At 45.8% G+C, this 21,025-nt stretch carries 24 protein-coding genes; 19 read left to right on the top strand and 5 right to left on the bottom strand.

Annotated features, from left to right (window positions below; all coding sequences use genetic code 11):
- The first annotated feature begins 2 nt into the window (after positions 1–2).
- The 6 genes from TW77_RS08395 (at position 3) to TW77_RS08370 (ending at position 5,163) form a co-directional block, all read left to right on the top strand.
- Entirely contained in the window at positions 3–431 is a 429-nt protein-coding gene (locus TW77_RS08395; protein ID WP_046004507.1) for a hypothetical protein, read from the top strand.
- Positions 432–542: 111 nt separating this feature from the next.
- Positions 543–896, top strand: coding sequence for a MerR family transcriptional regulator (locus TW77_RS08390; RefSeq protein WP_046004506.1), 354 nt, complete (start codon positions 543–545; stop codon positions 894–896).
- Between the two features lie 61 nt (positions 897–957).
- Positions 958–1,530 carry an NAD(P)H-dependent oxidoreductase gene (locus TW77_RS08385; protein WP_046004505.1) on the top strand — a complete coding sequence of 191 codons (573 nt, stop codon included), beginning with the start codon at positions 958–960 and terminating at the stop codon, positions 1,528–1,530.
- Positions 1,531–1,909: 379 nt separating this feature from the next.
- A complete protein-coding gene (locus TW77_RS08380; RefSeq protein ID WP_046004504.1) occupies positions 1,910–2,779 on the top strand; it encodes a hypothetical protein in 870 nt (289 codons plus the stop codon).
- A 423-nt stretch (positions 2,780–3,202) separates the two neighbouring features.
- The gene (locus TW77_RS08375; protein WP_240479473.1) at positions 3,203–4,642 is read left to right on the top strand and encodes a M1 family aminopeptidase; all 1,440 of its coding nucleotides are present in this window, start codon (positions 3,203–3,205) and stop codon (positions 4,640–4,642) included.
- 131 nt (positions 4,643–4,773) lie between these two features.
- Positions 4,774–5,163, top strand: coding sequence for a response regulator (locus TW77_RS08370; protein WP_046004503.1), 390 nt, complete (start codon positions 4,774–4,776; stop codon positions 5,161–5,163).
- Positions 5,164–5,463: 300 nt separating this feature from the next.
- Here TW77_RS08370 and fur read toward each other — a convergent pair whose 3' ends face one another.
- From fur to TW77_RS08345, 5 genes are all read right to left on the bottom strand, one after another.
- Positions 5,464–5,901 (bottom strand): ferric iron uptake transcriptional regulator, encoded by a 438-nt coding sequence (gene fur, locus TW77_RS08365; protein ID WP_046004502.1) that lies wholly within the window; start codon positions 5,899–5,901, stop codon positions 5,464–5,466.
- A gap of 100 nt (positions 5,902–6,001) precedes the next feature.
- Positions 6,002–6,529 carry a flavodoxin FldA gene (gene fldA, locus TW77_RS08360; protein WP_046004501.1) on the bottom strand — a complete coding sequence of 176 codons (528 nt, stop codon included), beginning with the start codon at positions 6,527–6,529 and terminating at the stop codon, positions 6,002–6,004.
- Positions 6,530–6,543: 14 nt separating this feature from the next.
- On the bottom strand, positions 6,544–6,822 hold the full coding sequence (gene ybfE / locus TW77_RS08355) for a LexA regulated protein (RefSeq protein WP_010384731.1): 279 nt from the start codon (positions 6,820–6,822) through the stop codon (positions 6,544–6,546).
- Positions 6,822–7,043: a DUF2788 domain-containing protein gene (locus tag TW77_RS08350; protein WP_046004500.1), complete on the bottom strand. Its 222-nt coding sequence runs from the start codon at positions 7,041–7,043 to the stop codon at positions 6,822–6,824. The genes ybfE and TW77_RS08350 overlap by 1 nt, the downstream gene beginning before the upstream one ends.
- Positions 7,044–7,129: 86 nt before the next feature.
- On the bottom strand, positions 7,130–7,903 hold the full coding sequence (locus TW77_RS08345) for an alpha/beta fold hydrolase (protein ID WP_046004499.1): 774 nt from the start codon (positions 7,901–7,903) through the stop codon (positions 7,130–7,132).
- A 125-nt stretch (positions 7,904–8,028) separates the two neighbouring features.
- Between TW77_RS08345 and seqA the strand changes: the two genes are divergently transcribed.
- From seqA to TW77_RS08280, 13 genes are all read left to right on the top strand, one after another.
- A complete protein-coding gene (gene seqA / locus TW77_RS08340; protein ID WP_046004498.1) occupies positions 8,029–8,571 on the top strand; it encodes a replication initiation negative regulator SeqA in 543 nt (180 codons plus the stop codon).
- Between the two features lie 9 nt (positions 8,572–8,580).
- Positions 8,581–10,218, top strand: a complete 1,638-nt coding sequence (gene pgm / locus TW77_RS08335) for a phosphoglucomutase (alpha-D-glucose-1,6-bisphosphate-dependent) (protein WP_046004497.1) — start codon at positions 8,581–8,583, stop codon at positions 10,216–10,218.
- A gap of 114 nt (positions 10,219–10,332) precedes the next feature.
- A complete protein-coding gene (gene astE, locus TW77_RS08330; RefSeq protein ID WP_046004496.1) occupies positions 10,333–11,364 on the top strand; it encodes a succinylglutamate desuccinylase in 1,032 nt (343 codons plus the stop codon).
- 244 nt (positions 11,365–11,608) lie between these two features.
- A complete protein-coding gene (locus TW77_RS08325; RefSeq protein ID WP_046004495.1) occupies positions 11,609–12,826 on the top strand; it encodes a thiamine pyrophosphate-dependent dehydrogenase E1 component subunit alpha in 1,218 nt (405 codons plus the stop codon).
- Positions 12,826–13,803: an alpha-ketoacid dehydrogenase subunit beta gene (locus tag TW77_RS08320; protein WP_046004494.1), complete on the top strand. Its 978-nt coding sequence runs from the start codon at positions 12,826–12,828 to the stop codon at positions 13,801–13,803. Before TW77_RS08325 ends, TW77_RS08320 begins: the two co-directional genes overlap by 1 nt.
- A gap of 10 nt (positions 13,804–13,813) precedes the next feature.
- Positions 13,814–15,361 (top strand): dihydrolipoyllysine-residue acetyltransferase, encoded by a 1,548-nt coding sequence (locus TW77_RS08315; protein WP_046004493.1) that lies wholly within the window; start codon positions 13,814–13,816, stop codon positions 15,359–15,361.
- 195 nt (positions 15,362–15,556) lie between these two features.
- Entirely contained in the window at positions 15,557–16,114 is a 558-nt protein-coding gene (locus tag TW77_RS08310) for an LON peptidase substrate-binding domain-containing protein (protein WP_052713105.1), read from the top strand.
- Positions 16,115–16,218: 104 nt separating this feature from the next.
- On the top strand, positions 16,219–16,878 hold the full coding sequence (locus tag TW77_RS08305) for a sigma-70 family RNA polymerase sigma factor (protein ID WP_052713104.1): 660 nt from the start codon (positions 16,219–16,221) through the stop codon (positions 16,876–16,878).
- A complete protein-coding gene (locus TW77_RS08300) occupies positions 16,871–17,521 on the top strand; it encodes a ChrR family anti-sigma-E factor (RefSeq protein WP_046004492.1) in 651 nt (216 codons plus the stop codon). Before TW77_RS08305 ends, TW77_RS08300 begins: the two co-directional genes overlap by 8 nt.
- A gap of 247 nt (positions 17,522–17,768) precedes the next feature.
- A complete protein-coding gene (locus tag TW77_RS08295) occupies positions 17,769–18,254 on the top strand; it encodes a nuclear transport factor 2 family protein (protein ID WP_046004491.1) in 486 nt (161 codons plus the stop codon).
- Positions 18,239–18,964, top strand: a complete 726-nt coding sequence (locus TW77_RS08290; RefSeq protein ID WP_046004490.1) for an SDR family NAD(P)-dependent oxidoreductase — start codon at positions 18,239–18,241, stop codon at positions 18,962–18,964. Before TW77_RS08295 ends, TW77_RS08290 begins: the two co-directional genes overlap by 16 nt.
- Positions 18,961–20,214, top strand: coding sequence for an NAD(P)/FAD-dependent oxidoreductase (locus tag TW77_RS08285; RefSeq protein ID WP_046004489.1), 1,254 nt, complete (start codon positions 18,961–18,963; stop codon positions 20,212–20,214). The genes TW77_RS08290 and TW77_RS08285 overlap by 4 nt, the downstream gene beginning before the upstream one ends.
- Positions 20,214–21,023, top strand: a complete 810-nt coding sequence (locus tag TW77_RS08280) for a DUF1365 domain-containing protein (RefSeq protein WP_046004488.1) — start codon at positions 20,214–20,216, stop codon at positions 21,021–21,023. The genes TW77_RS08285 and TW77_RS08280 overlap by 1 nt, the downstream gene beginning before the upstream one ends.
- Positions 21,024–21,025: the final 2 nt, after the last annotated feature.

Here is a 21,025-nt window from a genome sequence, read left to right as displayed (position 1 = left end):
AAATGGATTATAAGCACACCCAGGTTGGTACCGCCATATTAGCGGTTATGGGCACATCCGCACTGGTGTTAGCCTACGGCAGCATTGCTAAACCCGAGGAGCCTATTGGCTTCGCGTTTGTGATTGTAGGCATCATCGCCATATTATTTTGCTCATTGACCATTACAGTAAGCGAAGGCCAGATCCGCTGGTTTTTCGGCCCCGGCTTCTGGCGCAAATCACTCGATTACAGCCAGATAGAATCCGCCCGTATTATAACAACCAAATGGTATTATGGCCTGGGTATTCGCTTGTTATCCACTGGCTGGCTATACAATGTTTCCGGTTCAAACGCCGTAGAACTTAAGCTGAAAGACGGCACCGCGGTTAGCTTGGGCACCAACGAGCCTCAAAAACTGCTCGCCGCGATTGAAAAAGCGCTTGAAAGCTAATGGCATAGTTAGGGTTTGGCCTAGCCCGACTTTTTTGCCTGACATTATTTAATGATTAAACCGTGTTGTGATTATAATTGACGCAGGCGTCGTATTTTCAAGGAAATGACCGTGTATATAGGTGAAGTGGCAAAGAAGACCGGTTTGTCCATCAAAGCAATCCGGTTTTATGAAGAGAAGGGCTTGATCATAGCACCAAAGAGAAAAGGGGTGTATCGGGTTTATACCCCAGAACATATTGAGGTGTTGAAACTGATCTCAGAGGCGAAGGGGCTGGGGGTAACCCTGGCAGAGCTAAAGGGAGTGATTAAATATCACAATGGCAGCGCAAATTGGACGGAGATTAACGCATTCCTGGTAGTAATAAGGAAAAGACTTGAAAACGAGCTGCATGCCATTTCTGAAAAAATAGCGAAGCTAGATGTCTGTATAGGTTCAATTAATTCTTGTCAAAAAACCGCTTGACTCTTCCCCTAACGGGAGACTCTAAGATGTTCATTGTTTACCTAAATTAAAGAGGAAAATAGTGAAAAAAGTCTTACTGTTAAATGGCAACCCAAAACAAAATAGCTTTACTCATCGTCTGAGCTCTGAGTATCAACACCACGCCGAAAAATCGGCAACAGTACGCCGTTTCAATTTGTCAGATATGAATTTTGACCCAAATTTGACTTATGGCTACGATGAAGTTCAGGCGCTGGAAGCTTGCCTGAGCGATTTTATTGAAGCTCTTGTGTGGGCAGAACATATTGTAATTGTTGCACCTGTCTGGTGGGGCGGGTTGCCTGCAAAGCTCAAAGGACTACTTGATAGAGGCTTTTTACCTGGAACGGCGTTTTCTTACCAGGATGACTGTGCCAGCGTTGTGCAATTGCTGACTGGTAAAACGGCGAGAGTCATATTAACTATGGATGCGCCGCAAGAGTTTGCTGAACAACAATCCCGGCCGGTTTTGGAGCAGCTGGGCCTGTATACGCTCGAATTTTGCGGCATAAACAAAGCTGAAGTGACTTTATTTGGGTCAGTAATTCTATCTGATGAGAGTTTGCGAACGAGTTGGCTTGATGAGGTACAAACGCTGGGAATGAGTGTAACTTAACAATTAAGCCGGCTGTTGCCGGCTTTTTTTTGGGTCGTTTTGTTCAGTATATTCTCCAAACATCGCCGCAGTTAGCATTGGGCCAATAGAACCAGAGCAGTAGGCGAGTCAGGTTGATGACGTCTCATATGTACCCGTCATGGTTTGCCGTGTTCAGATACATTGATGTTTTCTTATTGTGAAATCCTCTAATATGTACCTGTAATGAATGCAGAGTGAGTAAGTCGATGTATTTTGTAGCACAATAACTGCTTTTCGTGAATTCGAGTCACTGATTGTAAGTAATTGTTTTGTATTATTTTAAAAGCAAAAGAAAGTGTTATCATCGGTTTGCCTTTGGATGGCATTAAATACTCAATTACTAGAAAGGACAATCAGTATGAGAAATAAAATAAAAACACTCGTAAAAGTATCTTCACTAATCGCATCCAGCGCTATGACAACGGTATATGCACAAGACAGTTCACCTATGTCTTGTTACTGGCAGGTAGAGAGTCAAAATGAACTTGGTATTTGGGAGCGCCAGCTCTGTAGCAACCCACAGGATGCCAGCTTACCAGACGTGTTTGTAGCAAGCCGGGGAATTCTGCTCAACCAAAACCATTGCGGTGTTAGTTGGTTTGACGGTTATCGCACCGAGCTTAAAGGAACGGTTGAAGTTGAGGGAGACAAATCTGCTTGTTACGGTCACTCAGTTTCATTTCGCCCCGAGCCCGAGACGCGCATTGTTGATGGTATTCAGGAGCAGCTTCTGAATTGCCGTTGGGATAAACAAGCCAACAACTTTCACGAATTAATGTGTGATGAGGTTGACGGCGGTACTATTGGATACCCAGTAGCGACTAAAATACAAGCAGAAAACTCTGCCCAATGTCTAATGAGTTTAAACTCGTTTACATTAGATCTTTTCCAGGGTGGTAAGGCAGTTATTGACAAAGAACCCGCTTCGAACGCCTGTGACCTGGCACCGGTTTACTTTAGGCCATTCCCAGCTAAGCGACTTATAGAAGGGGTTGAAGCGTCTTTACTCCAGTGCACCTGGCAGGATATGAGCGACAGTATGCGTGTGAAGGTTTGTTCCAATGTCGGTGCCTCTAACAAACAGGTGGCAGTTGCATTTATGGTGAATGGGCAACAGCAGTCAACGCTTGATTCAGCAAATCGTGGCTTGAAAACAGGGCAAATTATTGAAGACAAAACGCTTAACCCTGCCTATCCGCCGCTATATTTTAAGCCTAACCTGAACTAAGCATCATTAAATGCGTGCCAAATAGCTAACAGCATATGAAATGCGCTATTAAATTAACCATAGCACACAGGAAGAGCCGACAATTGTCGGCTTTTTCACGTCAAATAACGCGATAAATTTAGACTTTTAGCTTCAATAAAATGGCTAAGAGAAACAATGAATTCATGAACCTATAATGTGGCAACTGGTATGCTAACTATACAGCTATGCGCAGGGGCCATCTTAAATCGCTTCAGTGCACTTTGTTATTCGATTGTTACATTATGATGCCTGTACAAATACAAAGCATTCTTTGCTTGAAATTTATTCTCTTGATTGATACCAATATGTCATACCGTCCATTTTGTCAGGTTATGTTTCGACATTTTGGAAGATAATTAATGGTTAAATTTTAGGCGTAGCCAGGGATGAATTTTGTCAAAAGTGATTGTATTCTTAATTGCGATGCTCACGAGCATAGTTCATGCGCAAGTGCCTTTTTCTAAGCGAAGCCTGCAACTGGCTGCTAATCACTATACGTTGAATTATGATATTAATGTTGAAAAGCGAAGCTTAGCCGCTTCAGGTGTTATTACTGTTATTAATACCTCAAACAAAAATGCAGATCATATTCCTCTGCGCTTATATCGTTTATTTAGGGTATCTTCGCTATTCGATAGTAAAGGCAATGAACTAGAATTTACGCAGCAAGTGTTGAGTAACGAAGATTGGCCTGTATTGCAGACTAATTATATTGAAATTAAGCTAGATACGCCTCTTAAACCAAATCAGTTTTTTGAGTTTCAAATCAGTTTTGACGGCTCATTACGAGGCTATTCAGAAACTGGAATGAACTATGTTAGAGATAACATCTCTCAAGCGTTTTCTATTATCAGAATGGACGCCCTGGCATACCCTCTTGTTACCTATCCAAATGACCGAGTGAACAAAAGAGCAAAGTTTTGGCTGAACACTTATGAGTATGACGTCACTATCAATGTACCGGAGGGGTTGGTGGTAGCGAATGGTGGAGAGTTACTATCTCACAGCACCCGTAATAAGGTTAGCACTTATCGCTATGCCAATAAGCTGCCAGCATGGCGAATGGATTTCGCAGTTGCAAATTACCAGCATTATTCAAAGGGAAATTACTCAGTGTTCAGTTGGGAATCAGAGCAAGCTTCTCTTCAGCTGCTTGAGAAAATTGCTGCAACGTTTGATTTATACACTAAGTGGTTTGGACCTTTACAGAAGGATTTAGGCTATACCTTTATTGAAGTACCAGAAGATTATGGGGCACAAGCAGATGTAACAGCCGTTATTCAAGATGCTAAAGGCTTTAAGGAGCTTGACAGGGTATATCACGAAATCAGTCACCAATGGAACGTAAAAACCCTTGATGCATATTCACCAAGGTGGAATGAAGGACTTGCAACATTTTTAGAAGAACTTACATTAGATAAATTTGGTAAATCAGGTCACTTGAGGACCCAGACAGAAAAGAATTTGCTTCACCTGAAAAAGGTCATAAAAGAAAATCCACTTTATACAAGAACAGCGTTTGTTGATTATGGTAAGCACGGTCTAAATTCATACATCACAGGGATGGTTTTTTTTCATTTGCTTTATGACCTGGTTGGAGAAAAAAAATTTAATGAGATGATTGGTGGCTTCTACAGGACTTACTATTCTACCGGTGCTACAACAGAACAGTTTGTTCAATACATTAAAAAATATGCTAATGCGAACTTAGAACATTTTTTTGAAGAATGGGCGTACTCTCCAAAATATTCTAAGCGATTAGTTTATTATAAATCATACACACAACTGTATGAATTCTATAAATCCAACAATCATATTGAGCCTACAGCGCACACTGATTAAGACACTGGTTTGGTAAAGGCTTTGGTGATTGCTGGTTTTCACGGTATAGAGCTGGGTTATGCAATCACTGACCAAGCACCGCCGTTAGTACTAAAATAAATGAATGTCCTATTTTTAAAAGGAGGCGTTATATGAAAACCTTAGTCGTGGATAGCAGTGCTTTTATACGCAAGAGTGTTGTACAAGTTCTGTCTCAAATGGGCTATCAAGATTCAGTTCAGGTGGACACCTGCAGTGCAGCATTAGAGGAGCTCAACAAGGGAGGGTTCGATCTTGTCATAGCTGACTGGCATATGCCCGATATGTCGGGGCTTGAGTTTGTGAAGACCATTTGGGCCGGGCCTCACAATAATGTGAGCTTTTTAATGATGACTGTCATCGCATCACGTACTGAGATCAGTGAAGCGCTCAGAGCCGGGGTAAATAATTATATTGTTAAACCTTTCACTGCAGGTGGATTGAGAGAAGCAATTGAGAGCGTTATTGTACATAAAATACCGGGAAATACTTTTAATAGTTAAGTTGTGATTAATACCTCATGTTGGTCACACCAATTTGCTGAACTAAGTGTTCTAGTTTGGGGCGAAAGTATTTCAACCTTTGTCTGAGGCATAGGTTTGAAAAAGGAAACTTTTAACACCATTAGCGTCATATACGCTTATTAGAACTGGATAGACATTAAGTGGAATTGGTATTAGCCAAATCTATTGATAGGGTAGGCCACAGCCTCCAATCGTGAATGAGTTTTAGGGCGTTTAGGCACAAAAAAGCCGACAACTGGTCGGCTTTTTCAATCAAAACAGTAACTCATTTACTTGCGGTCATTCATCACCGTAGTTTTTGCACGCTTCTTCATCGTTACACTCACCGTACAGATACAGTGAGTGGTTGGTCAGCTTAATGCCATTTTCTTTGGCAATTTCTTCCTGACGTCGCTCGATAAGCTCATCTTCAAACTCGATCACTTTGCCACACTTTAGGCAAACCAGGTGGTCATGGTGTGTACTGCCTGACAATTCAAATACAGACTTACCACCTTCAAAGTGGTGACGGGTCACAATGCCGGCGTCGTCAAACTGGTTTAGTACGCGGTAAACGGTCGCAAGACCGATTTCTTCGCCTTTATCCAGCAGGATTTTGTATACGTCTTCGGCACTGATGTGCTGGTTATCAGGACACTGCAGGATCTCTAAGATCTTAATGCGTGGCAGGGTAACCTTTAAACCCGCTTTTTTTAGCTCTAAGTTGTGATCAGTCATTAATCTGTCTCAATTTGTCTAATTTCAGTTACTACTTAAGTCTAGCACGACACAGACTTAAAAATAGTGCGCTTTGGATACTAAACCGAATAGGTCTGGCTTAGTCTTCCAGCTCGCTTAGGCACATTTCTTCATATACCTGAGCAGACCACTTTTTAACGCGCTCTTCTGTTAGCTCTGGCTGACGGTCTTCGTCGATACCCAGACCCACAAAGTGACTATCGTCTACCAGGGCTTTAGAAGCTTCGAAGTCATAGCCTTCTGTCGACCAGTTACCGATCACGATTGCACCACGTTCAGTGACGATGTCATTGACCATACCCATTGCATCGAGGAAGTACTCGGCATAGTCTTCCTGGTCACCGCACCCGAAGATTGCAACCAGCTTGCCTTCAAAATTGATTTCTTCCAGTTCTGGGAAAAAGTCATCCCAGTCGCACTGGGCTTCACCGTAGTACCAAGTAGGGATACCAAAAAGGATCAAGTCGAACTCTTCGATATCTGCTTTGCTGCTCTTGGCAATGTCTTTTACGTCGACTAATTTTTTGCCCAATTCTTTTTGGATCATTTTTGCAACGTGTTCGGTGTTACCCGTGTCACTGCCGAAAAAAATACCTACGCTTGCCATTAACTACTTACCTTTTATCTATTAATCGCTAATTTTTCTTGCAAAATGGTTTCTATCAGCGCGCTACGACTGATGTTTTGCTCTTCTGCCATATCGCTCAATGCCTGATATAGTTCAGAGGAAATTTTAAACTCAACGCGCTTTAACCCTCTTGCTCTGTCTCTTTTAATCTGATTGCGCTTGTTGATCTTTAGCTGCATCTCTCTGGGGAGAGGATTTGTCTTAGGCCGACCAGGGCGCTTTTCATTTTCAAACAAGTCGATAGTGGTTCTATCTAATTCAGACTTGGCCATTAACCAACACCCGCACCTTGCCAAAATACTTGTATCAGGCCCTTGGCGATAAAGCCTGAGCACCCTAAAAATAGCACTAACCAGACAATGTATCGACCAAACTTGGGCACGTCTCCTTTCTTTAGGACGTCCTGAATGGCCATACCTATAAAGAAGAAAATCCCGGCGAGAGCAAAGTAAAGACCAATGGTTTCAAACTCATTCATAAATTCGTTGATCATCTTTGCACTACTCAAAACATAAACGGCGGCTACTATAGCATACCTGTAACCGATAAATTAAGTTCGCAGAGAAAAAACTGGGCTAATTATTGAATAAAATCAATAATTGAACGATTGACGGCTTGTGGCTTCTCTGCGTGCAGCCAATGTCCGGCACCTTGAATGATTTTTGCTCTGGCATTGCTAAAGGATTGCATAATGGCGTCTCTGTGCTCGGCCAGAATATAATCTGAGTTGTTTCCTTTCAGGAACAGAGTATCACACAAACAAGAATGAGTAGTATTTATATTTGATATGATCTTATCGTAGTTGGCTTCTATGACAGCTAAGTTAAATCGCCAGGTAAGCACGCCTTGTTCGTCTTTTGCCAGGCTCTTAAGTAAAAAGCCGCGTACACCTTGCTCTTCTATATAGGTTTGCATGATGGTGTCAGCTTCACTGCGGCTTGCCACCGGTGTTGCAGCGACCGCATTCAGCGCCTGAATAATGGCATCATGTCGCGGGTGATAATCCACCGGTGCAATGTCCATGACTACCAGCTTATTGATTTTATCTTCATTGAGCATGGCGACTTGCATGGCCACTTTGCCACCCATGGAATGGCCAACCAGGTGTGCTTTTTCTATTTCCAGGTGGTCGAGCAGAGTAAGCACATCCTGAGCCATGCTAGGGTAATCCATCACATCACTTTTGAACGACTGGCCATGATTTCGCAAGTCCAGGTTTATAACTGTAAATGACTCACTCAGTGCGCGGGCTATAATATTCAGGTTCTCCAGCGAGCCAAACAGGCCGTGGAGTAACACAACTGGCTCGGCACTGCCCAGTGGCTGTCCCGATAATTTGTAGTTAAGCAACATAATACCTCCGGATCCGGCGCATAGTTTGCCAGTGTTGAAAGCAAAATCATAGCCGTAGAGGAATAAGTTAAATTTAGATATAATCCCGTGAAGATGCAGTAGATGTATAAAATGACAGGACAAGCATGAAAAAAATAGAAATAGATGACGAGCTATATCAGTACATTGCCAGTAACACGCAAAGTATTGGTGAAAGCGCTTCCCAGATCCTGCGTCGTTTATTGAACCTGAACTCTGTGGCGCAGCCCGCTCAGGAAACCGAGCAAACCGCTGAGGTAACTGCTCAACCAGAAGTTGAGCAACAGCAAGCGCCGGTTTCAAACGAACCTTCAGGCAATGTATTTGATATCCTAAATAAAGAGGAACTGGCTATGCAAAAAGGCGTAGTTGGTCGCTTCTTGTTTATTTTGGCGGCGTTTCATCGCAGTCACAAAGCTGATTTTCACAAAGTGTTGGAAATCAAAGGGCGAGATCGTATTTATTTTTCGACCAGCAAAGCTGCGCTGCTCGAAAGTGGTAGTAGTACAAACCCCAAAAACATTGCAGACAGTCAGTATTGGGTTATGACAAACTCAAACACGACGCGCAAAAAAATGATGTTGCACGAAGTTGCGCTCATACTTGGTTATTCGGCGCAACAAGCAGAAACTATCCGAGACTACCTATAAGGAAATGTGATGGCAAATCACCCCAATGCAGGCAAACCAGCTCCGTTAAGTCAGCTGGCGAATATTCCCAAACTGGTATCGGCTTACTATCTGAATGAGCCAGATCTGGAACAAAACCCGGAGCAGTGCGTTGCTTTTGGCACATCAGGTCACCGTGGCTGTTCGTATAATGTGAAATTTAACGAATCTCACATTTTGGCTATTACTCAGGCTATCTGTGATTACAGAAAAGCCAACAATATTTTTGGCCCGCTGTTTTTAGGCAAAGACACCCATGCCTTGTCAGAAGCTGCGTTTAACTCCGCTATCGAAGTGCTGGTTGCCAACGAAGTTCATGTGGTAACGCAAGAAAACGATGATTACACACCAACCCCGGTGATAAGCCACGCGATTGTATGTCATAACAAGACGCACCCGCATGAGCTGGCCGATGGTATTGTGGTGACACCATCGCATAACCCGCCAGAAGATGGCGGCTTTAAATATAATCCACCCAATGGTGGACCAGCCGATACAGACGTCACTAAGTGGATTGAAGATCGCGCCAATCAACTATTGGTCGAAGACTTAGTTGAAGTTGAACTGTTCCCATTTGCAAAAGCCAGCCGCTCTGGATTTGTAAAATACGTCGATTTGATCACACCTTATGTAGAAGACCTGGCAAATATTGTCGATCTTGAAGCCATTGCAAAAGCAGGCGTACGCATTGGTGTTGATCCGTTGGGCGGCTCTGGCATTAATTTCTGGCCGGTGATTGCCAAGCAATACGGGTTAGATCTCACAGTTGTGAATGAGCAGGTTGACCCACGCTTTGCCTTTATGCCTTTGGACAAAGACGGCAAAATCCGTATGGATTGTTCTTCGCCATTTGCGATGGCAAACCTGGTAGCGATTAAAGACGATTATGATATCGGCATTGGTAACGACCCGGATTACGATCGTCACGGTATTGTCACGAAAGACGGTCTGATGAATCCAAACCACTTCCTGGCTGTGTCGATAGACTATCTGCTTAAGCATCGCGACTGGGGCAGTGAGATTAAAATTGGCAAAACCCTGGTATCCAGCGCCATGATCGATAAAGTGGTTAAAGGCAATCAGCGCGAAGTGTACGAAGTACCGGTCGGTTTCAAGTGGTTCGTTGAAGGCCTGAGTGAACAATGGCTGGCATTTGGCGGTGAAGAAAGCGCCGGCGCATCTTTCCTGCGCCGTAACGGTGAGGTCTGGAATACAGACAAAGACGGCTTTATTCTGGGTTTGTTGGCTGCGGAGATCCTGGCTGTGACCGGTAAAACGCCGTCACAATACTACCGAGAACTTGAAGCGCAATATGGCGCGCCAGTTTACAAGCGCATTGATGCACCGGCATCACCTGAGCAAAAAGCCAAACTGAAAGCCTTGAGCCCACAAGATGTGACGGCCAGCACGCTTGCTGGTGACGCCATCACAGATATTCTGACTGAGGCACCAGGCAATAATGCCGCCATCGGTGGGTTAAAAGTGGTGACCGAGTCGGGTTGGTTTGCGGCTCGTCCATCAGGCACCGAAGACATTTATAAAATCTATCTTGAGTCGTTTAAAGGCGAAGCGCATCTTGCTGAACTGGAACAGGCGGCCAAGACATTGGTAGATAGCGTGATCCGCTAACTTTAAGTGATAAAAGGCCATACGTTATGATGGCCTTTTTTTATACCTACTATTTAGTTGCTGAAATTTGACTTCTCAGCGACGCTCATTTCTCTCACAAAAGGTGATGTTCGTATGTACCTTGATACGTTAAAACAAACTGGAGACTTCCTGACTCTGACTCGCAATAACGAGTTTTCCCTTGCCGCCGAGCAATTTACGCTGAGCAACGGTACTTTGGTTGAAGTAAAAAACACAGGTGTTATTCAGTTTACGCCTGCCACTTATGGTAACAAAGACATCGTGTTATCGAGCGCGGTGCATGGCAATGAAACCGCTCCCATCGAAATATGTGACGAGTTTATTCAGGATGTGATCCTGGAGCGCATTGAACTGGCACACCGTGTGTTATTTGTGTTTGGTAACCCTAAGTCCATCAATATCGCAGAGCGCTTTGTGGATGAAAACCTGAACCGATTGTTCAACGGTGCCCACGAAAACCGCACCGAAAACCCGGAGCAGATCCGCGCTGCAAAACTTGAAGGCTATGTACGTGACTTTTTCACCAGCATGCCAGAGGGGCGTTATCGCTGTCACTACGATCTGCATACCGCAATTCGTGGCTCCAAAAACGAGAAATTTGCAGTTTATCCATTCCTGCATGGGAAACCGTGGAAGAAGTCGCAGCTGCAATTTATGTTGGCCTGTGGCGTCAATACCATTTTAATGATGCGCTCAGCAGCGACTACTTTCAGCTACTTCTCATCTTTCCAGTTTGGTGCTGACGCCTTTACAGTTGAACTGGGGCAGGTGAAGCCTTTTGGTCAGAATGATATGTCTCGCTTTGCCGCGGTAAAGCAAACACTAAAAGCATTAATTAGCCAAGAAGATGTCGATTTTGGTGAGTTTAATGCAAATGACTTCGAGTTGTTCCAGGTGCATCGCACGATAAACCGCACCTGTGAGGCGTTTTCATTCCCATTCCCTGATTCTGCGGTAAATTTCACCGGCTTTGCGAAAGGCGAATTGCTCGCAACCGATGGTGATACGGCCTACTTTGCAGAAGTTGAGGGCGAAGCCATCATCTTCCCGAATGCTAAAGTCGCGCTGGGTCAGCGTGCATTATTGACTGTGATCCCGCTGGAAGTAGACGAAAACTTCGTGTAACCCCCTGTAAATAAAGCGCTTAATAAAGCGTATCAAAAACTTTCCACCGCAAAATGTGCAAATTAACGGTTATTCATCTAGGATTAGTTGAATAACCGTTTACGTTAACGTAAAGTGGCAAAAGCTTTAATTTAATTAATTTGCATTTACCGCACTAATTATTCAAATCTCTAACCGCGGATCCGGCCCATTTTAAGCGGCTTTGGCGTTGCAAATTAGTTATGACAACAAGAGAAGGTAGGTTATGACTAACCCCAATAACATATCGTTGAATATCAGCCATGCGCTCGAATTTATCGATGGCCATGCGCTTAACATCCCGACGCTGAAAATTCTCAGCGAAGACGGTGATATTTTGGACGGTGCAACGGCACCTGAGTTAGACAAAGACACGGCGCTGCGTATCTATTCTACTATGCGTTTTATCCGTCTGCTGGATGAACGTATGCAGGCGGCCCAGCGTCAGGGTCGGATCAGCTTTTATATGCAGTGTCTAGGTGAAGAGGCTGCAATTACCGCCAGTGCGGCTGCGCTAAAACAAGAAGACATGATCATGGCGCAGTATCGTGAACAGGCGGCGCTGCACTATCGTGGATTCTCGCTTGAGCAGTTTATGAACCAGCTGTTCTCTAACGAAAAAGACTTGGGTAAGGGTCGTCAGATGCCAGTTCATTATGGCTCAAACGAATTACACTACCTGACCATTTCATCGCCACTGGGCACACAGATCCCGCAAGCAACGGGGTATGCGTACGGCCAGAAGCTGAAGCATATTGATGCGCAAAGCGGTGAGCTAAGCAGTGAAATTGACAACGTCACCATTTGTTACTTTGGGGAAGGGGCCGCATCGGAAGGCGACTTCCACGCTGGTTTGAACATGGCCGCAGTGCATAAGGCACCGGTACTGTTTTTTGCCCGTAACAATGGTTACGCCATCTCTACGCCAGCTGATGAGCAGTTTAAAGGCGACGGTATTGCGTCTCGTGGTGTCGGCTATGGCATTAAGACCATTCGTGTCGATGGAGCGGATACATTAGCTGTTTATGCGGCAACGCAAAAAGCCCGTGAAATCGCAGTCACCACAGGTGAGCCTGTCCTTATTGAATCGATTGCTTATCGCTTAGGCGCGCACTCTACGTCGGATGACCCGTCGGGTTACCGTACCAAAGACGAAGAAGCCGAGTTTAAGTCAAACTGTCCGGTTGCCCGCTTCAAGGCCTGGTTGCTAAAACAAGGCTGGCTAAACGAAGAAGAAGACGAAGCACAAAAAGACAAGATCCGCGAAGAGATCCTGGCTGCGCTGAAGGTGGCTGAAAAGGTTCAAAAACCAGCACTGGAAGAGCTCGTTTCCGACGTTTACGATACGCCTATCCCGGCACTACAAAAACAATACGAAGAACTTAAAGAGCATATTAAACAGCATCCGGATGCGTATCCAATCACGGCTGGGAGGATAAAATAATGGCTAAAATGAACATGCTGCACGCCATTAACTCGGCGCTAGACATCACCATGGCAGAGCACCCGCAGGCGTGTATTTTTGGTGAGGATGTGGGCTATTTTGGCGGTGTATTCCGTGCCACTTCAGGCTTACAGGAAAAATACGGTAAACACCGTGTGTTCAACACGCCACTGACTGAGCAGGGGATCCTGGGTTTTGCAAACGGTCTGGCGGCTTTCGGCGCACCGGCGCTGGCTGAGATCCAGTTTGCTGACTACATTTTCCCGGCGTTCGACCAGATAGTAAACGAATCGGCCAAGTTCCGTTATCGCTCTGGTAATGAGTTCAATGTCGGCAATCTGACCATTCGTACACCTTACGGCGGTGGTATTGCCGGTGGTTTGTATCACTCACAATCACCCGAGGCTTACTTTGCTCATACTCCTGGTCTGAAGCTGGTCGTGCCGCGTAACCCGTATCAGGCGAAGGGCCTGCTACGCGCATGTATCAAAGACGATAACCCGGTTATTTTCTTTGAGCCAAAGCGTTTGTACCGCGCTTCTACGGGTGAAGTGCCTGAGGGCGATTACACCATTGAAATTGGTAAAGCGGAAGTAGTGAAAGAAGGTAAAGACGTGACACTACTTGCCTGGGGCGCACAGATGGAGATCATTGAGCAGGCAGCAGCCAAGGCAGAAGAAGCCGGGATCAGTTGTGAAGTCATTGACCTGCGCTCAATTTTACCTTGGGATGTTGAAACCATCGCTAAGTCTGTAACTAAAACCGGTCGCCTGGTTATCAGCCACGAAGCACCAATCACGAATGGATTCGGCGCTGAAATTGCAGCGACTATTCAGAAAGAGTGTTTCCTGCATCTTGAATCGCCTATTGAGCGTGTTTGTGGCCTGGATACACCTTATCCACTGGCACTGGAAAAAGAGTATGTACCGGATGCACTTAAAGTATTCGCTGCAATTAAGAAGTCAGTAGAGTTTTAAGGGACGGATCATGTCTAAAGAATTTATTTTACCTGATATCGGCGAGGGGATCGTCGAATGTGAACTGGTCGAATGGCTGGTGAATGTTGGTGATGAAGTAAAAGAAGATCAGCCTATTTGTGATGTAATGACAGATAAGGCACTGGTCCAGATCCCGGCTGTACATGACGGTGTGATCACCCAGTTACACTATGCAAAAGGTGATATTGCTAAAGTCCATGAGCCTTTGTTTGCAATGGATGTTGCCGGCGAAGCGCCTGCACCTGCCAGCAATACAGGTGACAGCGGTTCAGCGCCAGCTGCTTCTTCTGCGCATTTAGAAGACTTTATTTTGCCGGATATCGGTGAAGGCATTGTTGAATGTGAAATCGTCGAGTGGTTGGTCGCAGAAGGCGATGAAATCAAAGAAGATCAGGCTGTGTGTGATGTGATGACAGACAAAGCTCTGGTGCAAATTCCGGCTAAATACGATGGTGTGGTTGAAAAACTATATTATCAAAAAGGCGATATCGCGCAGGTGCATAGTCCGTTATTCCAGATGCGCTTAGGTGCGGATCACAGTCCGAAACAAGACGAACTGGCGGTCCATAAGCCACAGCCTGTCAAAGAAAGCAAAGCGCCGTCTGCACAACCAGCGACAGCGACTAAAGTGAACGGCAAAGCCGTTGCTTCGCCTGCGGTCAGACGTCGCGCGCGTGAGATGGACATCGACATCACTCAGGTACCAGGCTCAGGTAAAAACGGTCGTGTATTTAAAGAAGACCTAGAGCGCTTTGCGCAAGGTGGCACCGCTGCTCAGTCGTCTACGCCTGCTCAGGCAGAGCAATCAACGCCAGCACCAGTATCATCAGGTGGTACACGTGTGGAGTCTATCCGTGGTATGAAAGCCGCGATGGCCAAGCAGATGGTTGCATCGGTTTCGACTATTCCGCATTTTACTTACAGTGATGAGATTGACCTGACGGACCTGATTGCACTGCGCAAATCGCTAAAAGACCAGTACGCAAAGCAGGGCATTAAACTCACAATGATGCCGTTCTTTATCAAAGCGTTATCACTGGCGATTAAAGAATTCCCAATTCTTAATTCGCAGGTCAACGACGAGTGTACAGAGATCACTTACTTTGACGACCACAACATAGGCATGGCGGTCGACAGCAAGCTTGGATTACTGGTACCAAACATTAAACAGTGTCAGAACAAGTCGATAGTCGATGTTGCTCAAGCGGTCACGCAACTTACAGACGCTGCGCGTGAAGGGCGAGTGTCTCCTAATGACCTGAAAGGCGGTACGATCTCAATTTCGAACATCGGCGCAATCGGCGGAACGACAGCAACCCCGATTATCAATAAACCAGAGGTAGCCATTGTTGCACTGGGTAAGTTACAGCACTTGCCGCGCTTTGATGAGCAGGGCAATGTGGTGTCTCGCGCGATTATGCAGGTGAGCTGGTCTGGCGATCACCGGGTTATTGATGGCGGAACGATTGCAAGATTCAACAATTTGTGGAAGTCTTACTTAGAGGAGCCGGCTAAAATGATGATGGCAATGCGCTAATCATCGCTTTTTGCTAGTTTCTTACTTGTTGTAAAGGGCCTTTACGGCCCTTTTTTAATGCCCTCACCGCTCAAAAAACTAAAAAGCACCTACTGGCTTAGCGAGTTAGATTTTCGTTGATCCGTGTAAATCGCTTATGCGTATTACAAGTCAGAATTAATTGTTTGGCCTGATTTTATGATGCAAAGCGTGCAAATGGCACTTTTTCCACTACCCCTATTTCTGCTGCCCGGTGGCGTCACCCGGTTGCGGATATTTGAACAAAAGTATTTACGTATGGTGAAAGAAGCGGGTGACGACCGTCACTTTGCGCTGAGCTTGTATAAGTCTGCGACTGAATATCAGACAGCCCCCTGGGCAAGCTGGGTCGAAATTATTGATTTTGGCTCCGCGGAAGATGATATTCTGACCATAGATGTGCGCTCTAAGGGCTTGCTGGATGTAACCGAAGTCTGGATGGAAGCGGACGGATTACGTCAGGCTCGCTTTGATGTAAGATTACACTGGTCGCATTGCGAGCTGGCGCCCAGATATCAGCACGTCAGTGACGAGCTGCTGCGTATATTCAAACAAAATCCAGAGCTGGCAGCGCTCTATCCTGAGCCGCGCTTTGAGGATGCCGCCTGGGTAGCCGGACGTTTCTTGGAAATTTTACCGTTTTCTCCGGAGCATAAAGAGGGTTTTTGCGAGCCAGGTACATTGCCTCAGGCACTGAAATTCCTTGATACCATTTTAACGGGTCAGGACGACTGATATATTCGTCAGCATGTGTGATCCAAATCTATTCGTTCCACGTATAGGGTCTACAGAAATAAAAAATCCGTTTTTAAACTTCCATTATGTATGGATGTGAGCTAATGATAGAAAAAAGCCGTCAGCAAAGTACCGAAACGCCACAAGGGTCAGTTATGAAAGACGTTGCTGCTACACAAACTTCGGAGCAACGCCTGCTCAGTCCCGAGCAACAGGCGCAGCTGTGCGACTGGATGCACCGCATTGCCAAGCAAAGGGACAGAAAAGCATTCGCCTGTTTATTTAAGTGGTTTGCACCTAAGGTGTTGCACTTAGGGCGCCAACGCTTTGGCGATGCAAGCCAGGCACAAGAGCTGTTGCAGGAAAGCATGGCTAATGTGTGGCGAAAAGCGCACCTATTTAATGCCGAAAAAGGCGCGGTAACCACCTGGATCTATACCTTGGTGCGTAATCAGTCCTTCGATATGCTCAGAAAGATGCAGACCAACCGCGAGGACAACCTCAGTGAGGACATCTGGCAGCAACATAGCAATGAACGTGATGACAGCGCCGAATTTTCCGATCATTTGTTGGACAGGCAGCTCGTAGAGTATGTAGAAAAGCTACCTGAAGAACAAAAAAATGTTGTTAAAGGCATTTATTTTCAGGAACTGAGCCAGGAAGAGTTGGCAAATCAACTCGGCATACCTTTGGGCACCGTAAAATCCCGACTGAGACTGGCACTGGGTAAACTGAAAGCACATATGGGGGAGCACCATGATTAAATATCACCCATCCGAACAAATTCTTCAATCTTATGTTCAGGGAGAACTGTGCGCGTCACTCAGTGTGGCTGTGAGTATGCATGTGGCTATGTGCCCGCAATGTCAGCAGCTGACTAGTCAGTTTGAAGCAAGCTGTGCGCATAGCTTTGCCGGTGAGGATATGGAACTGCAAGGCGATGAAAACTGGGACGATTTAATCGCCCAGATAACAGAAAACACTATGTTTGCTGAAGACCCTGCACCAGCGCCTCTCGAAATAGAGGTTAAGGGAGAGCAATTTGTACTGCCATCCAGTTTACAAAATGTCGGTCTGAGTGGCTGGTTAAAACTCGGCAAGTTATCTCGCTCCAGGTTGAATCTGGGCGATGGAAAGCTTCATGCCAGTTTATTACACATTGAAAAAGGTGGTAGTGTGCCACAACACACCCACAAAGGGTTTGAGCTGACGTTGCTGCTTTCGGGCACTTTCAAAGATGAAATGGACAGCTATGTGCCGGGCGATTTCATTATGCTTGACGGGGAGCATGAACACTCGCCAGTCGCAACCGAGTCGTGCCTGTGCTTTACGCTGGCTGACGATGCACTGCACTTTAGCCAGGGGCTTAGTCAGCTGTTTAATCCTATTGGCAAGCTGATTTACTAGGCCAGCAGTAAAATACCTTCTAATTCGTCCTTCGAGTTGAGCACAAAGCCCGTCTTTGTGCTTTTTTCGTTTATAGGGTGCTGATTTCAGGCGTTTTATCGCAAATGCTGCTAATGTAGTAAAAGAGCAAGTTTACGAACTTTGGAAGGCTGCCGCCCGGACAAAAGGTTGCTGGAACCTGGAAGAGTTTGATCTGATGCTGTGTTGCACGCGTACAACAAAGCATATTAGCAAAAAGGACAGAGTAATGACCGAACAACCAGACTGGCTCAGCAATTTTGTAAGGATTTACAATAAGCTGGACAAAGAAACCTTGCACTTGTTGGAAGAAATTTACCATCCTGACATTCAGTTTAGTGACCCGCTTCATGGGATCAGTGGATTACAAAATCTGAGCACTTATTTTAGCGATATGTACAGCAATGTGATCAGCTGTCAGTTTGATATACAGCACAGCTTATCTCAGGGCGATCAGGCTGCGTTGTACTGGACTATGCACTACAGACACAAGCGCTTGAGTAAAGGGCGAGAGATAAGTGTAGATGGCCACTCCTTTTTAAAAGTGCAGGATGGCAGAGTGATAATGCACCGTGACTACTTTGATGCTGGCAGCTTACTGTATGAGCATATTCCCGTCATGGGGATGGGGGTACGCTGGCTTAAATCTCGCATTAGTGGGGAGCAAGCGTCTGGCACAGACAATGGAGGGCAGCAGACATGCCCGAAGTTTTAATTACCGGCGCCAGCTCCGGAATAGGGCTGGCACTGGCCAAGCGCTATAAAGACGCAGGATACAGAGTGCACGTTTGTGGCCGTAACAAAGACAAGCTTCAATCGGTTTTGCCTGAATCTGAACAAGTCCGGCATATATGCTTTGATCTTAACGATAAGGCTGCCATTTTTGAGGTGGCGGATAAGCTGCCACAGTTGGATGGGATTATTCTCAACGCCGGTGGTTGTGAATACATAGACGACGCCAAACAATTCGACTCAGCACTGTTTGAGCGCATCATCCGCGTTAACCTGATCTCAGTCGGCTACTGCCTGGATGCCTGGCTTGGCAAACTTAACAGCAGCGCATTTTTGGTTTTTGTCAGCTCATCGGCCAGCTTTTTACCACTGCCACGTGCTGAGGCCTACGGCGCTTCCAAGGCCGGACTGACCTATTTGGCCAAGACATTGGATGTGGATTTGGCCGGAAGCGGTATTCAGGTAAGTGTTGTACATCCGGGTTTTGTAGATACCCCGCTTACCCAAAAAAATGATTTCCCAATGCCTTGTCAGGTAACCAGCGAACAAGCCGCGGAGCGTATCTTTCAAGGGGTAGAAAACAAACAGTTTGATATTCACTTTCCTCGCAGGTTTACCTACCTGCTTAAATTTTTTGGTTGGTTGCCGCATAACGTTTGGCGACATGTTGCGGCAAAATGGATAAAAAGATGAAAAAAATAGCCGTCATTGGTAGTGGCGTTTCAGGTATGGTCTGTGCACGTTTGCTCAGTACCCAACACGATGTACATTTGTTCGAAAAAAGAGACCGCCTTGGTGGCCACACTGCCACAAAAGAGGTTGAGTACCAGGGCCAAACCTATCAGGTTGATACCGGGTTTATTGTTTATAACGACCGAACTTATCCAAACTTCATTAAATTGATGGATAAACTGGGGATCCAGGGCAAGCCCACTGAAATGAGTTTCAGTGTGCACAATAAAGACACCGGGCTGGAATACAACGGTCACGACCTTAATACCTTGTTCGCACAACGACGTAACTTAGTTCGTCCTAAATTTTGGCGCCTGATCCGAGAAATTGTACGTTTTAATAAAACTGCCAAACAGCGCTTCGCGGAAGATGAATTTTCTGCTAACGAAACATTGGGCAGTTTTCTTGATGAGCAAAACTTCAGCGAATTTTTTGCTGAACATTATATTTTGCCGATGGGCGCTGCAATCTGGTCTACCAGTTTACAGAAAATGAAGGAATTCGAGCTCAAATTTTTTGTCCGCTTTTTTTATCATCACGGCTTACTCAATATCAGCGACAGGCCCCAGTGGTATGTGATCCCGGGTGGCTCTAAGCAGTATATTGCGCCGCTGTTAAGTGGTCTGGAGGCCAATATCCATCTTGATGCAGACATCAAAAAAGTGACCCGAGAAAACGGCCGTGTTCAGTTGCACTTTGCTGATACCGTCAGTGAATTTGATGAGGTGGTACTGGCCTGTCATAGCGATCAGGCGCTCAACTTACTCGGCGATGCCAGCGCAGAAGAAATCAGCGTGCTCTCGGCTATTCCTTACGCAAAAAACAGAGTGATTTTACATACTGATACGGACTTGCTGCCGAAGCGTCGTTTAGCCTGGGCTGCCTGGAACTACTTGCTCGACAACAATGAATCTCGCCCTGCGGCAGTAACATACAATATGAATATATTGCAGGGTATTGAGGCACCATGCACCTTTTGTGTGACGCTGAACCAGCCAATCGATGAAGACAAGGTGATTGGACAATATCAATACGCGCATCCGGTATTCAATACCCAGAGCATGGCGGCCCAACAGCGTCGCAAGGAAATTTGTGGACTTCAGCATACTCATTTTGCGGGCGCCTATTGGTACAACGGTTTTCACGAAGACGGCGTGCGCAGTGCGGTTGATGTAGCAGCACGGTTCGGCATTAGCCTGGATGACCTGTAATGAGTGACACGCTGCACAGTTCGCCCTTATATGTAGGCCAAGTCAGGCATCGGCGCTTTGCTCCTGTGCCTCATGGCTTTTCCTATCGCCTTTATATGCTGTGCCTGGATCTGGATGAAGACACCTTTGTGCAAAAAGGCAGAGGACTCATTGGTCCCCAGTGGTATCGGCCCATTCGTTTTTGCCAACAAGACTACCTCAAAGGTGATCCCGGCACGCTGCAACAACGTATAAAAAACAAAGTCATAGAGCTTGGCGGGCAATGGCCCGGAGGTCGCGTAAAAGCACTGGTTCAGGGGCGTTGTCTGGGATTATATTTCAGCCCGCTTAATGTGTACTTCTGTTACGACGAGCAGGGCAAGTGTAACCTGATGCTGGCAGAAGTAAGCAACACCCCATGGAATCAGCGACATTATTATCTGGTCGATATCAGTCAGGCGCATAGAACCGATAAGGTATTTCATGTGTCGCCATTTATGACTCTGGATATGCAGTATTTGTGGCGTGTTAGTGCGCCGCCCGCACAAGGAGCAGGGCGATTACTGGTGCACATAGAAAACCACGCTACGGCCGAACATGAGTACAAGCAAAAGGGCGCCTTACAAGACGACAAGCTGTTTGATGCCACCATGGCACTCAAGTCAACACCCTTGTCGGTTAAAAGCCTGTTGGGGCTTGGCCTGTGTTTGCCCTCTATGACATTGAAAATATGCCTGGCGATTTACTGGCAGGCACTCAAACTTTGGGTGAAGCGTGTGCCTTTCATACCGCACCCCGAAACGCATTCTAACTGTAATAAAGCGAAGTGATA

It is taken from the genome of Pseudoalteromonas rubra, from assembly GCF_000967655.1.
GTDB classification, from domain to species: domain Bacteria; phylum Pseudomonadota; class Gammaproteobacteria; order Enterobacterales; family Alteromonadaceae; genus Pseudoalteromonas; species Pseudoalteromonas rubra_A.
This window is presented reverse-complemented; position numbering and strand designations above follow the sequence as displayed.